This is a genomic window from Corticibacter populi (assembly GCF_004217315.1).
In the GTDB taxonomy this organism is placed as follows: Bacteria; Pseudomonadota; Gammaproteobacteria; order Burkholderiales; family Burkholderiaceae_C; genus Lampropedia; species Lampropedia populi.
This window is the reverse complement of sequence record NZ_SGWR01000004.1, coordinates 389,870-403,474: the sequence shown is the minus strand read 5'-3', so window position 1 is coordinate 403,474 and position 13,605 is coordinate 389,870. Positions and strand designations below refer to the sequence as shown.

Annotated in this window: 14 protein-coding genes; 1 reads left to right on the top strand and 13 read right to left on the bottom strand. The window is 64.4% G+C overall.

The genetic code is table 11. From position 1 onward, the window contains the following. The first annotated feature begins 21 nt into the window (after positions 1–21). On the top strand, positions 22–1,215 hold the full coding sequence (locus EV687_RS15960; protein WP_207226481.1) for an MFS transporter: 1,194 nt from the start codon (positions 22–24) through the stop codon (positions 1,213–1,215). Positions 1,216–1,249: 34 nt separating this feature from the next. Here EV687_RS15960 and EV687_RS15955 read toward each other — a convergent pair whose 3' ends face one another. The 13 genes from EV687_RS15955 to EV687_RS15895 all read right to left on the bottom strand — a co-directional run bounded on the left by EV687_RS15955 (position 1,250) and on the right by EV687_RS15895 (position 13,527). Further along, a complete protein-coding gene (locus EV687_RS15955; RefSeq protein WP_122229208.1) occupies positions 1,250–1,489 on the bottom strand; it encodes a DUF2274 domain-containing protein in 240 nt (79 codons plus the stop codon). Then, complete coding sequence (locus EV687_RS15950; RefSeq protein ID WP_122229210.1) at positions 1,486–2,754, bottom strand: TraB/TrbI/VirB10 family type IV secretion system protein; 1,269 nt, start codon at positions 2,752–2,754, stop codon at positions 1,486–1,488. The genes EV687_RS15955 and EV687_RS15950 overlap by 4 nt, the downstream gene beginning before the upstream one ends. Before the next feature lie 2 nt (positions 2,755–2,756). Further along, positions 2,757–3,770 carry a P-type conjugative transfer protein TrbG gene (gene trbG, locus EV687_RS15945; protein ID WP_122229213.1) on the bottom strand — a complete coding sequence of 338 codons (1,014 nt, stop codon included), beginning with the start codon at positions 3,768–3,770 and terminating at the stop codon, positions 2,757–2,759. Continuing rightward, a complete protein-coding gene (gene trbF, locus EV687_RS15940; protein ID WP_122229215.1) occupies positions 3,767–4,471 on the bottom strand; it encodes a conjugal transfer protein TrbF in 705 nt (234 codons plus the stop codon). The genes trbG and trbF overlap by 4 nt, the downstream gene beginning before the upstream one ends. Before the next feature lie 18 nt (positions 4,472–4,489). Then, positions 4,490–5,857, bottom strand: a complete 1,368-nt coding sequence (trbL, locus tag EV687_RS15935; RefSeq protein ID WP_122229217.1) for a P-type conjugative transfer protein TrbL — start codon at positions 5,855–5,857, stop codon at positions 4,490–4,492. Next, the gene (locus EV687_RS15930) at positions 5,854–6,174 is read right to left on the bottom strand and encodes a hypothetical protein (RefSeq protein WP_122229219.1); all 321 of its coding nucleotides are present in this window, start codon (positions 6,172–6,174) and stop codon (positions 5,854–5,856) included. The genes trbL and EV687_RS15930 overlap by 4 nt, the downstream gene beginning before the upstream one ends. A gap of 11 nt (positions 6,175–6,185) precedes the next feature. After that, entirely contained in the window at positions 6,186–6,866 is a 681-nt protein-coding gene (trbJ, locus tag EV687_RS15925; protein ID WP_242612697.1) for a P-type conjugative transfer protein TrbJ, read from the bottom strand. A 62-nt stretch (positions 6,867–6,928) separates the two neighbouring features. Beyond that, a complete protein-coding gene (gene trbE, locus EV687_RS15920; protein WP_122229223.1) occupies positions 6,929–9,361 on the bottom strand; it encodes a conjugal transfer protein TrbE in 2,433 nt (810 codons plus the stop codon). Between the two features lie 12 nt (positions 9,362–9,373). Then, positions 9,374–9,643 (bottom strand): VirB3 family type IV secretion system protein, encoded by a 270-nt coding sequence (locus EV687_RS15915; protein ID WP_122229225.1) that lies wholly within the window; start codon positions 9,641–9,643, stop codon positions 9,374–9,376. Beyond that, entirely contained in the window at positions 9,640–10,014 is a 375-nt protein-coding gene (locus EV687_RS15910) for a TrbC/VirB2 family type IV secretion system protein (protein ID WP_122229227.1), read from the bottom strand. Before EV687_RS15910 ends, EV687_RS15915 begins: the two co-directional genes overlap by 4 nt. After that, positions 10,011–11,054, bottom strand: a complete 1,044-nt coding sequence (gene trbB / locus EV687_RS15905; RefSeq protein ID WP_122229229.1) for a P-type conjugative transfer ATPase TrbB — start codon at positions 11,052–11,054, stop codon at positions 10,011–10,013. The genes EV687_RS15910 and trbB overlap by 4 nt, the downstream gene beginning before the upstream one ends. Then, positions 11,051–11,527, bottom strand: a complete 477-nt coding sequence (locus EV687_RS15900) for a ribbon-helix-helix protein, CopG family (RefSeq protein WP_122229231.1) — start codon at positions 11,525–11,527, stop codon at positions 11,051–11,053. Before EV687_RS15900 ends, trbB begins: the two co-directional genes overlap by 4 nt. Further along, positions 11,524–13,527, bottom strand: a complete 2,004-nt coding sequence (locus EV687_RS15895) for a conjugal transfer protein TraG (protein WP_122229233.1) — start codon at positions 13,525–13,527, stop codon at positions 11,524–11,526. The genes EV687_RS15900 and EV687_RS15895 overlap by 4 nt, the downstream gene beginning before the upstream one ends. Between the last annotated feature and the right edge of the window lie 78 nt (positions 13,528–13,605).

The window sequence follows — 13,605 nt, the reverse complement described above, 5'->3', positions numbered from 1 at the left end:
TTTTATCGAAGGCGACATGTTATGACTACTCTTCAGCACACACGGCCAGCCAGCGGAGGCACAACGGCCTCGTTGGCGCTGCACGGCCTGACCATCATTCTGTTCTTTGCGGCGTCGGGCATGACGACCCCGCTTTTTCCGCTGTATCAGGCCAGTTGGGGAGTCTCGGCCTTCCTGATCAGTGTGATCTTCGCTGCCTATGTCGGCGCACTGCTGCTCTCTCTGCTTTTCTTGGGCGCACTGTCCAACCATTTCGGCAGGCGCGCGGTCATCGTGGCGGCTCTCATGGTTCAGTGCGTCGCGATGGTCATGTTCCTGGTTGCGGACAGCGGCCACTGGCTGGTTGCCGCACGGCTGGTGCAAGGTTTCGCCACCGGAATCGCGACCACTGCCGTGGCTGCAGCGCTGTTGGATGTGGATCAAAAGACCGGCGCACTGATTAATAGCCTGGCGCCTATGGTCGGCATGGCCGTGGGCGCACTCGGGGCTGGCGCATTGGTCCAGTTCGCGCCACTTCCTATGCGCCTCGTGTACGCCATTGCAATTGGTATCAGCCTGATTCAGCTCGTCCGGACGCTGGTGTCTGCAGAAACGTTCCCTGATCGCCGCAGTAATGGCTGGTCGCTGCGGCCAAGGATCGAGATTCCGCGTGGCTTGCGCTCGACTTTCGTGCGCATTCTTCCGCTGAATGTGGCGGTTTGGGGTTTGGGCGCGCTGTTCCTCTCACTGTTGCCAGGACTCTTCCATGAAATGGCATCCACCCCGTCCATGGCATGGCTGAGTGGCGCTGCAGTCGGGGTCATGACACTAGCGGGAGCAGCAGCGGTACTGCTGTTGCGCAACCGGTCTGCGGCGGACGCACGTCGTTGGGCTGGGCTGACGATCATCGCTGGCACGGCCTTGGTTTTAGCTGGCACGGTGCTGCACAGCCCAATTCTGATCCTGCTGGGATCGCTGCCGACAGGCATCGGCTTCGGTGGCGGATTCCTGGGTGTGCTGCGCAGCCTGGTGACACAGGCGCGGGCGGAGGAACGCGCCGGACTGGTTTCGGCCTTCTACATTGCCAGCTACCTGCCCAACGCGCTTTTGGCAATGGCTGCAGGTTACGCTGCCCAGCACCTGGGATTTCTCCCGGCCGCGCAGTTCTTCGCGATCTTCATCATCGCGATGGCGGCATGGTCGCTGGGCATCAAGCTAGGCGACAACAATCGTTGACGCGCGTTTGCTGATGACGATTTATGCGTCGGCATCACGGTTCGATGGCAGATTTTTTGTTTTGCTCTCTTTTAAACCACCGATCCCCACCCATGAACGCCTCCAGCATATGCGGGATCAGCGTCGTGGCATCCACGGCCTCGCCATACGCCTGCGCGTGCAGCGCGGCGTAGCGGTCGAGGTCGGCTTTCAGGCTGGCCGGGCAAGTGAAGGTCAACTTCACGCTCTCCATTTTGGGCAGCGGCCCCAGACGCAGTTTCCTGGTCGTGCTCATGGTGAAGTCCTCTTGTTGGAGAACAGTGGCTGATAAGGCCGCAACACCAGATCGCGGTTGACGATGATGCGCACCGGCAAGCCGGGGCGGCTCGCCAGTGTGGGCTGGATGTTCATGTTGCGCCGGGTCGTCTCCTGGCCGACCTGATTGATGCTGTCTTGGGCGCTGTCGCGTCCGGCGATGGTGATGCGGTTGCCATCCTGCCGGTTCTCCGGCGCGGCCAGCTCGGCACCGACACCCAGCAGCGTCGTCAGCGCGGCACCGGCAAAGATGCGACCCCAGTGGTAGTCCACGTCATCCTCCAAGCCGGCATAACCAGCCGGGTCGGTGCCGGCCAAGTTGTCGAGCGTGAGCGAAGACGTGTCGGGCAGGATGATCCGATTCCACACCACCTGCACCCGGCTCTGCCCGTAGCTGACCTGGCTGTTGTATTTGCCCAGGATGCGCGAACCCTGCGGGATCAGCAGGAACTTGCCTGTGGCGGTGTCATAGACCGGCTCCGTCACCGTGGCGATCACGTCGCCGGGCAAGTCCGACTTGATGCCTGTCACCAGCGCCCCGGCGACCACCGTTCCGGCCATGACCTGATACGGCGAAGCCGGCAGGGTCAGATTGCCGGAATTACGGGTTTCCGTGGTTCCGGCTTTCTGGAACGCCTCTTTCTGGTTTTGCTGGTTCTGCACGGCGGTCGGGTCGGCAGGCTGGGCCGCCGTCGAGGCCGGGCCAGCCGCCAGCGGGTCGAAGGCCGCATTGGCGGAGAAACCCTGCGCAGCGGCTACCTGCGTCTGCGCCACCGGCGCGGCTTGCTGCGAACCCGAGCGGAAGAACACCGACGATGCCGCCGCCGATTCGGCTTCCTTGCGCAGCGCGTCGGCGGGATCGTGGCCGGGGGCCGCGTAAGCGGCCGTCACCGGCTGCTGCGACTTCACGATGGCCGGCCCAAGGTCACCCGGCAGCGGCGGCCCCAGCTCCGGCACCTTGGTCGGCAGCTTCGAGTAGTCAGCCGGCAACGCATCCAGCCCTTCGGACTTCGAGACGCGATCCACGTTGTAAAGCTCGTTCTGCTCGTTAGCCCCGCGCCGCTGCGGTTGCAGCGACCACATCAGCGCGCCGAGCACGGCGACAGACAGGGTGCCTGCGAGGATGGCCAGCGTGCGCCGGTTCAGGCGCGTGACCGGGCGCGGTTGCGCGCGCAGCGCCACCGCCTCGGGCGCTACCTTGCCCGCCTGTGGCGTGATGAGGTTGGGTGTGTCGTCCTGGCTCATCGTCAGTTCCTCCCACTCCTTGAGGCCACGCCATCCGTGCGTTCGATCCGCACCACGTCACCGCCCTCCCCGCCCAGGCGCAGTTCGGCCGCGCCGAACAGCCGATCCACGATGTAGTACGGCGAGCGAAAACGGTAGTTCACCAGTTGCCCGTCGCCCTGCGCACCGATGACGAACAGCGGCGGCAGGTCGCCTTGCGCGATGCCCGGCGGAAACTGGATATAGACCTTCTCGCCGTCATCGAAGGCGCGCAGCGGCTTCCACGGCGGATTGCTGCCGCTGACCGCGTAGCGGAAGCGGATCTTCTCCAGCGACAAGCCGGTATCGACCGGCGCGGCGGCGCTGGCCGCCTGCGCCTGGCGCTGCAAAGCCAGCATCCGGTCTTTCGGGTAGTCCCAGGACACCGACGCCATCCACGCCTTTTCGGTCGAGGTCAGCTCCAGCAGGTACGTTCGGCGGCTGGTAGTGATGACCAGATTGGTTTTCAGGCCCGAGCGGATGGGCTTCACCAGCACATTGACGCGCAGGTCGGCGCCGCTGCCGCTGGACGTGTCGCCAACGATCCAGCGCACGGTATCACCTGCTGCAACAGTCACCAGTTCTTCGCCCGGCTGGAGCGAAACCACGGTCACGCGCCCCGGCGCGGCATAGACCTGATAGAGCGCGCCATCGATGAAAGGCCACACCTGAATTGCATTGACGTAGCCCTCGCGCGTGGGCGCGATGCGCGCCTCGGCATTCGCACGCGAAACACGCACCTTCTCGTCGGCAGGTTCCGGCGTAGCCGGGGCCGCGTCCGCCTCGGGCAACGGCTTCAACTGCGCCAGCAGCGCCAGCGGCTCGGGCACAGTGACAACCTCCACCAGCGCAGGCGGCTCGGGCAGCGGCTGCGCCTGCACAGGCTCATCAAGCGAGATGGACGGCGGCGGCTTGCCCTGCGAGGCGCAGCCCGAGAACAGAACAGTCGAGGCCAGCAGGATCAACGGGAAAACGGATTTACGGAAAAGTGCGTTCATGGCTTGGCTCCTTCGGACGAATCCAGTTCGCGGCTCCACGACAGGCCGTTGACGTAGATGCCCAGCGGGTTCTTGCGCAGGCGTTGCTCGGTGCGCGGGGTTTGCAGGACGGTGGAAAGCACGGCGTTCCACCGCTCGGTGCCAGCGGCGGCACCGTTGACGAATCGCTGTTCCGTCCAGCGCACGTTGAAAGACGTGTCGCTGGCGCGGGTCACGCTGGTGATCTGCACCGTCACCGACTCCTTGCCGATGCGGGCGAAGGGATCGTTCTTGCTGGCGTAGTCGTTGAGCACCGCCGCACCCTTGTCGGTGGTGTAGTCGTAGGCGTCGAGCCAGTTCTGCCGCACCACGATGGGATCAATGGACAGCGAACGCACCATGCCAACGAAGCGTGCCAGGTGGTGCGCGATCTGCGCATCGGCAGGCCGGTACGGTGTGGCGGCTTCACCGACGGCGCGCACCTGTCCGGCCTGATCGACCTCAATGACGTAAGGCGTCACGATGGACTGCGCCGATCGCCAGACCAGACCGCCGGCCATCAACAACGCCAGCACCAGACAACCAAAGGCCATGAAACGCCAGTTCTTGGCCTGCACGCGGGCTGAGCCGATACGGTCGTCCCAGACCTGTGCGGCAGCTTGATATGGGGTGGCAGGCTGCGGCATATCGGCGTAGCGCACCTGCGGTCGTTTGAATCGCATGGATGTTTCTCCTAATGGTCAAGAGTCGGAATCACGCAAGCTCGGGCCTTGCCCGGAACCGCCACCGTCACCACCGCGCAGCGTGTGGGCAGCAGTCGTCGCTGCATGGGTGATCTGCTGGCGTCGGTGCAGGCGCTTGGCCCAGGCGGGCTGTTGTTGCGCGTTGGAGGCACCGTTTCCACTGGCCGCGCCTGGTGCTGCTCCTGTCGCTACGCCAGCGCCTGAGCCGTTCCACCCTTCGCGGAAGGGGCTGGCCATCTTTCCGGCAGCGGCCTTGGCTCCAGCGCCCACTTTCTTGCCCGCGGCCTGTGCACCGGTCTTGGCAACGTTGCCTAGGCCAGCCATTGCGCCTTTGGCTCCACCACCCGCAGCGGCGGAGCCAGCCTGAAATGCCGAGCGAGCACTACCCAGCGTGGACGTAGCAGCCTTCGCGCCGCTGCCAGCCAACTTGGCGGCAGCAGGAGCCATGCGCGCCCCGGCAGCGACGGCACCGCCTACGCCAGTTGCGGCGGCCCCAATGGCAACCGCCGTACCGGCTGCACCGACAGCAGCGCCTGCCATTGCGCCCGCACCCAACTGCGGCGCTCCGGATACCAGGCCGGTCGCAATGCCTGGCCCAAAGATGCCCAACGCCAGCAAGGCCAATGAAGCGAGCATCACCACCAAGGCGTGGTCGATGGAAGGTTCATCCGGCACGGTCTGGAAGTCGGCGAACAGTCCCGAACCAATGCCGACGATGACGGCCAGTACCAGGACCTTGATGCCCGACGACACCACGTTGCCGAGCACCTTTTCCGCAAGAAACGAGGTCTTGTTCCAAAGCGCGAACGGCACCAGTACGAAGCCCGCGAGTGTGGTCAGCTTGAACTCGATCAGGGTGATGAAAAGCTGCACGGCCAACACGAAGAAGCACAGGATCACCACCAGCCAAGCCAGGAACAGCACCATGATCGGATCGAGGTTCACGAACACCTCGGGGAAGCCAGCCAGGTCACCGATCTGCTCCAGGATCGGCGCTCCAGCGTCGATGCCGGTCTTCGCCAGTTGGCCCGGTTTCAGGAAGTTCTCCATCGTCAGGGTCGAGCCGGTGGCCGTCAGGCCCAGGCCGGCGAACGACCGGAAGACAATGCCGGCCAGCCAGTTGAAGTTATTGAGGATGTAGGCGAAGGCACCGACGTAAAGCACCTTGCGCAGCAGCTTGGCAATCACGTCCTCGCCCTGGCCGGTGGCGTGGCTCATGGCCCAGTGCAGGCCCGCAATCGTCATGTCGATGACGATCAGCGTGGCCGTCAGGAACGCCACTTCACCTTGCAGCAGTCCGAAACCCGAGTCGATGTAGCGCGAGAACGTATCGAGGAACTTGTCGATGATGGTCACATCATTCATGGCGTGTCCTCCTGCGCAGGCATGTCCGCTGCTTCGTTGTCGCCGATAGGCTCATCGAAGCTGGCAGGAATCGGCGGCAGTTCGGCCAGCGAGTTGTATTCGTCCGGCCCGGTGTGGCCGGAGAAGAAACGTTGGCGGAACGCTTCGGAAGCAGCACCGCAGGCGTCTTCGCCCACTGCCAGCCGATTCGCTGCACATTGCGCTCGCAGCGCTTTGAGCCGCACGGGATCGGCTGCCAAGGCATCGGTCAGGTTCTCGGCTGGCTGCTGACCGCAAGCGGTCAGCAACACGGCCAGCAGGACGAAAGCGCATCGCATGGCCGCCTCCGTCAGTTGTTGTTGTAGAAATTGACGGTCTGCGGCGTGTACGGCGTGCCGGTGCCCAGGAAGCGCCGCCGCACTTCGCGGGCACGCTCGGTGGCCGCCGCTTGCCGCGCCAGTTCCAGCGAGGCGGCCCGGTCTTGCGTGATCTGGAGCCGCTGCGACTGGATCGACTGCTTGGCCTGCAAGGCCAGCAACTGGTTCATGGCCTGCATGGCTTGCAGCGCACCTTGGGCCGACTGGCTCTTGCCCACCAAGTCTGCCAGCACGCTTTCGTCTTCACCCAGGTTCTGCGATACCTGCGCCTGCATCTGCATGGTGGTCTGCAAGCCATTGATCGTGTTCTTCCAACGCTCTTGCGCGTCGCGGAACATCTGGTCGCCGCTGACGGTGGCGGCGTACTGCTCGGGATACAGGCGCGCGAACTCCTGATCGAAATTCGTCACGTCATAGGCTAACCCCTTGGCCTGGGCAATCAGCCGCTCGGTCGTCGCCAGATTGGCGCGCAACTGGCCGACCACGCTGGACGGCAGGCTGGCAAGATTGCGCGCCTGATTGATCAGCATCTGCGCCTCATTTTGAAGCTGCTTGATCTGGTTGTTGATTTCTTCCAGCGTGCGGATGGCCGTCAGCGTGTTTTGAACGAAATTGGCCGGATCGAACACCGTGATGGCGGATGCAGGCTGCATGGCTAGCAGCGACACAGACAGCACGGCAGCGAGAGAAGCGGACAGCAAATGGGTCTTGGACTTCACGATGAAATCTCCGTTGGTTGAGAAGCGAAGAAAGAAGGCATCAAGTCGGCCGCCCAATCCAGGCCGCGATGGCGCAGCCAAGCACCGGCGAAGCCAGGAGCGCCAGCCTGGGTCAACATTTGGTCGATACCGCGTTGGTCTTGCGGAGACGACGCGTCTGCAAAGGCCAAGGTGGCCGGCCCCAGGTCAAGGTCGAACAGGCGATTGCCCAGGCGCGATTGGTAGTAGTAGTCACGCTTGGGCTGTGCAGTCGCCACGATCTCGATTTGCCGCGAATTCAGTCCAAAACCTTCGTAGATCGTGCGAATCTGCGGTTCGGTCGCCTGCGGGTTCGGAAGGAATATGCGACTGGCGCAGCTTTCGATCACTGCCGGAGCGATGCTCGAATCCTTGATGTCGGCCAAACTCTGCGTGGCGAAGATCACCGACACGTTCTTCTTGCGCAGTGTCTTGAGCCACTGGCGGATACGCGCAGCGAATACCGGGTCATCGAGAAACAGCCAGGCTTCATCCAGAATCAGCAACGTCGGCGCGCCGTCGAAGCGCTCATCGAAGCGCGCGAATAGATACCCCAGAACGGCCAGCACCGCCGCCTTGCTGTGCATCAATTCTTCCATCTCGAAGCACTGCACGGAACCCGTGCCCAGCCGATCTGAATCTGCGTCCAGCAGCTTGCCGTGCGCGCCACCCAGCACATAGGGAGATAGCGCCTGCCGCAGCGCATTCGATTGCAGCAGCACCGAGAACCCGGTCAGCGTGCGTTGTTCCACCGGCGCGCCCGCCAGACTACCGAGTGCCGACCAGATGACCGCCTTCTCATCCGGGCCGACTGTCACCCCTTCGTGCAGCAGGCGGCCTTCGATCCATTCGGCGGCCCAGGTGCGATAGCCTTCCTGGTCGATATGGGCCAACGGCTGGAATGCAATCTCGCCATCGTTGCCCAGGTCGTAATGCTCGCCGCCCAGCCCGAGGATGGTGGCGCGCATCGAACGGCCCATGTCGAAGGCAAAGATGCGGGAACCGGGGTAACGGCGGAACTGCATCGCCAGCGTGGCAAGCAGGACTGACTTGCCCATGCCGGTCGGCCCGGCCACCAACGTGTGGCCCACATCGCCGATGTGTGTCACCAACCGAAAAGGCGTCGCGCCATCGGTGCGGGTGACGATCATCGGCGGGCCGTCCAGGTGCGCATTCTTCTCTGGCCCTGCCCATACAGCAGACACCGGCATCATGTGTGCCAAGTTCAGTGTCGAGACGATGGGCTGACGCACATTGGCATAGGCGTTTCCGGGGATGGACGATAGCCAGGCATCCACTGCGTTCAAGGTTTCGGGGATGGTGACGAAGCCCCGGCCCTGGACGACGCGCTCCACCATGCGCAGCTTTTCATCAGCAACGGCGGCATCTGTGTCCATCACGGTGACGGTGGCCGTCAGGTACCCGAAAGACACCTGATCGCTGCCCAGCTCCTGCAAGGCGGCGTCGGCATCGGCCGCCTTGTTGCTGGCATCGGTATCCACCAGCGGGCTTTCCTGCTGGAAGATCGTTTCGCGCAGCAGCGCAATGACGTTCTTACGCTTGGCAAACCACTGGCGGCGCAGGCGGCCGAGTTCCTTTTCCGCCTCGGCTTTGTCGAGGCAGAGGAACCGGGTTGACCAGCGATAGGCAAAGCCCAGGCGGTTGAGATCGTCCAGAATCCCCGGCCAGGTCGAAGTCGGGAAGCCCCGCACCGACACCACCCGCAGGTGCTGGTCGCCCAGCGTGGGCGCGAGGCCGCCGATCAGCGCGGAGTCGGTCAGCAGCGCGTCGATGTGGAACGGCACTTCGGGCACGTCCACGCGGTAGCGTCGCGTCGAGATGGTCGAATGCAGGTAAGTCAGCGTCTGCGCATCGTCCAGCCAGTCGATTTCCGGCATGACGCCATCCAGCAGGTCAAAGACTCGATCCGTTTCCGCCACGAAGGCATCGAGCCTGCCCCGCCAGTCCACGCCATCGCCCGGTGCGTTCTCGTAGAGCATCTTGGCGGCGCGAGCGTGGGATTCCTCTGGCGGCAGGTAGGCCAGCGTCAGGTGATAAGCGCTCTCGAAGTGATGGCCCGATTCCTCGAAGGCCGCGCGGCGTTCCTCGTCCACCAGCCAGGACAGTGGTTCAGGGAATTCGGAATGCGGATAGTCGGCGGCAGCACGACGCTCGGCCTCAATGAATAGCGCCCACCCCGCTCCAAGGCGACGTAGCGCATTATTCAGTCGCGCCGACGTAGCAACCAACTCGCCTTGCGTGGCGCTATCCAGATCCGGCCCGCGAAAGCGTGCTGTTCGCTGGAACGAACCGTCCTTGTTCAAGACGACGCCCGGCGCGATCAGTCCAGCCCAGGGCAACCAGTCAGCCAGCAGCGCAGGCCGCTGGCGGTATTCGGCAATGTTCAGCATGTCGGCATCTCGTCACACGTCCAGCAGCGGCTTGTGCTTGATGTGCCGGGCGAAGACCTGCATGAACTGCGGATCGACGCGCGCGCCCCAGACGGCCAGCGAATGGCCAACGATCCAGAGCACTACGCCGGGAATCCACAATTGCAGGCCCAGCCCGACGGCGGCGGCCAGCGTGCCGTTGGCGATTGCCACGGTGCGCGGCGCACCACCCATGAGGATCGGTTCGGTCAGTGAGCGATGCAGCGGCACCTCGAAGCCCGGAAGATCATTGCCCGTGCTCATACGATGGCCCCGCCGGAGAACGAGAAGAACGACAGGAAGAACGAGGACGCGGCGAATGCGATGCTCAACCCGAACACGATCTGGATCAGCTTGCGGAAGCCGCCCGACGTATCGCCGAAGGCGAGTGCGAGGCCAGTGGCGATAATGATGATCACCGCGACGATGCGTGCCACCGGCCCCTGGATGGATTCGAGGATGGATTGCAGCGGGCCTTCCCAGGGCATCGAGGAACCGGATGCCTGTGCCGTACCGGCCAGGAACAGCAGCAACGCAGCGAGCAGCAACCCTTTCCCCGCCGGACGGGCCAGGCAGCGCAGGCGGTGAAGAGGATTGATAGAAAAGCGGAAAGCGTGAGCGTGCATCTGCGTCATGACAGTTCTCCAGGTTGGTCAATGGATGGGAAAGAAAGCGGCGACGGCCCGGGAAACAAGGTTTCCAGCGCGTCCGCTAGGCGATACCCGTTTCCGTCAAAGCCAACGACACGGGCAATGCTTTTGACGCGGCGCTTGCGGCCACGCCCGTCGATGTGGATGACGACGTTGACCGCTTCTGCGATCAGCGCACGCGGCAGGTTCACCGCCACTTCGAGAATCAGTTGCTCCAGGCGCAGCAGCGCGCCCAGCGCGGAACCGGCGTGGATCGTGGCGATGCCGCCCGGATGGCCGGTGCCCCACACTTTCACCAAGTCGAGGGCTTCGCCGCCGCGCACTTCACCGACGATCACGCGGTCGGGCCGCAGGCGCATCGTGGCGCGTACCAGCTCGGTCATGGACACGACGCCTGCGCGGGTGCGTAGCGGAACGTGGTCGCGGGCGGCGCATTGCAGCTCGATGGTGTCTTCGAGCACCAGCACGCGGTCTCCGGTGGCGGCAATCTCGGCCAGCAGCGCGTTCGCCAGCGTGGTCTTGCCGCTGCTCGTCGCCCCGGCGATTAGGATGTTCTGGCGCTCGCGCACGGCGCGGCGCAGAAAGTCCGCCTGCCCGGTGGTCAGGATGCCGTCGGCGACGTAGCGATCCAGTCCGATGATGCTCACGGCGCGCTTGCGCAGCGCGAAGGCCGGGCCGGGCGCGGCCGGTGGCAAGATGCCCTCGAACCGCTCGCCGGTTTCGGGCAGCTCGGCGGTCAAGAGCGGCCGGCCGCGATGCACTTCCGCGCCGACGTGCGCGGCCACCAGGCGGATGATGCGCTCGCCATCGTCTTCAGGTAGTTCTATGCCAAGCGGCGCGCGGCCCGATGACAGGCGATCAACCCACAACGTCCGGTCGGGGTTGAGCATGATTTCCACCACGTCCGGGTCAGCCAGCGCGGTGGCGATGACCGGCCCCATTGCGGTGCGCAGCATCTGGATACGGCGATCCAGCAAAGCCGCAGTGGATGAGCGTTCGGGCGGGTTCTGCGGAACGGCGCTCATGACGCACGCTCCGCAGTTCGTTCATGGGTTTCTGCCAGCGCTGCCGCGTCGTCCATCCGCATTGGGTCGGGGTGCAGTTCTTCCACCACGTCACGCACCAGGCTGCGGCCACGCAGCAGATGGCGGCCAAGCTGCTCCACGAATTGATCGAAACGCGCTTTGCCTTGGGCGCGAGCCGCGTCCTGATGGGCTTCGGGAACCGGCGTGCTGACGGTCAGGAAGTATCGGATGAACAACGCCAGCGTTTCGATCTGGATGTTCTGGTCGCGCTCTAAGCGCTCGGCCTGCCGAGACATGCGATCCAGCCGCTTGGCAATGGCCGCCTCGCGCTGGTCGCCGGCATCGGGCGACAGCCACGATGCGAGCGCCGCCGCGACGATGGACGACTTGGACACGCCTTTCTTGGCGGCGAGTTCTTCGAGGCGCTTGGCGTGCTCGGGCTGGATGAACAGATTGAGGCGGTATTGGCTCATAGGTCGATTCCGTCGTTCGGGTCGAGGGAAGCCAGCCGGGCCGTGCGCTGCATGGCCGGGTCGAACTGGCGGGGAAGCGGCAACGGCAGGTCGTCGTCGTCATCGAGTAGCCCCAGGTCAGTGCCTGCGGGCTGCGGTTCCGGGCTGTATTCGGTGACTTCGGATAGCTCCGGCTGACGGCGCGGGCCGCCGTCGTCGGCGGTGCCTGCGCCATCGCTGGACAGGCTCGCAGCCGGAGCCGCTGGTACAGCGGGTATCGCTAGGCCGCTCCAGTCGTCGGGCCGGGCCGGTGGCGCATCGGCGTACTGCCCCGCCGCGAGCGCGGGCGGCGACAAAACGCGGTTCTTGAAATTGGCGTCGGCGTAGTAGCGCAGCTTCTTCGCCTTGATCGGCGCGACACTGGACACCATCACCACCGCTTCATCAGTCGGCAGTTGCATCACTTCGCCCGGCGTCAGCAGCGGACGTGCCGTTTCCTGGCGCGACACCATCAGGTGCCCCAGCCACGGCGCGAGCCGGTGGCCCGCGTAGTTGCGCTGGGCGCGCAACTCAGTGGCCGTGCCCAAGGTTTCGGAAATGCGTTTGGCCGTGCGTTCGTCGTTGGTGGCGAACGTCACGCGGACGTGGCAGTTGTCGAGGATGGAATGGTTCTGCCCATACGCCTTGTCGATCTGGTTGAGCGACTGCGCAATGAGGAAGCTGCGAATGCCGTAGCCGGCCATGAAGGCAAGCGCCGTCTCGAAGAAGTCCAGGCGACCCAGCGCCGGGAACTCGTCGAGCATCAGCAGCAACTTGTGGCGGCGCTCGATGCCGTCGCTGCCGTCGAGCGATTCGGTGAGCCGCCGGCCGATCTGGTTGAGGATCAGGCGAATGAGCGGTTTCGTCCGCGAAATGTCCGAGGGCGGCACCACCAGATACAGCGACACCGGATGCTCCGATGCGATCAGGTCGGCGATGCGCCAATCGCAGCGCGAAGTGACTTCGGCTACCGTGGGATCGCGGTACAGGCCGAGGAACGACATGGCCGTGGACAGCACGCCCGAACGCTCGTTGTCCGACTTGTTGAGCACTTCGCGGGCAGCGGACGCGACAACCGGGTGCGGCGCATCGCCCAGGTGCTTCGTGGTCATCATCCGGTGCAAGGTCAGCTCGAACGGGCTGGCCGGGTCGGACAGAAAGTTGGCGACGCTGCGCAGCGTCTTGTCCTCGCCCGCATAGAGCACATGCAGGATGGCCCCGACCAGTAGCGCATGGCTGGTCTTCTCCCAATGGTTGCGCTTCTCCAGCGCGCCTTCGGGGTCAACCAGAATGTCCGCAATGTTCTGTACGTCGCGCACTTCATGCGCGCCGCGCCGGACTTCCAGCAGCGGGTTGTAGGCCGCCGACTTCGCATCGGTGGGGTTGAACAGCAGGCAGTGCGAGAAACGCGAGCGCCAGCCTGCGGTGATCTGCCAGTTCTCGCCCTTGATGTCGTGGATGACGGCGGACGCGGGCCAGGACAGCAGCGTCGGCACCACCAGGCCGACGCCCTTGCCCGAGCGCGTGGGCGCAAAGGTCAGGACGTGTTCCGGGCCTTCATGGCGCAGGTACTCGTCGCGGTACTTGCCGAGGAAGATGCCGGCGGGCTGCGTCAGTCCGGCTTTGCGAATGTCGGTGGTATCGGCCCATCGCGCCGAGCCGTAGGTGGTGACAAGGCGCGATTGGCGCGAGCGCCACACCGACATGGCGATGGCGACCACCACGGCCACCAGGCCGCTGCCGCCCGCGATGGCTCCGCCAATGTCGAAGACATGCGGCGCGTAGGCATCGAAAAAGAACCACCACTCGAACAACCGCCAAGGGTGATAGACCGGCGTGCCGAAGAAATCAAACCACGGCGAGCCAAGGCGTAGTTGGTAGGCCAGAGCAGCGGCTGTCCATTGCGTGGCGCTCCACACACCGGCGATCACGATGCCGAAAACGGCGGCGATCTGACCAAACAACACGCCCTGAGCTTGCATGACTGACCTCCGATTACCTCTGCGCTGATTCCTCGTTCACTCGCGGCACAAGGACGTGCCGGATGGCGTGAGGATCAG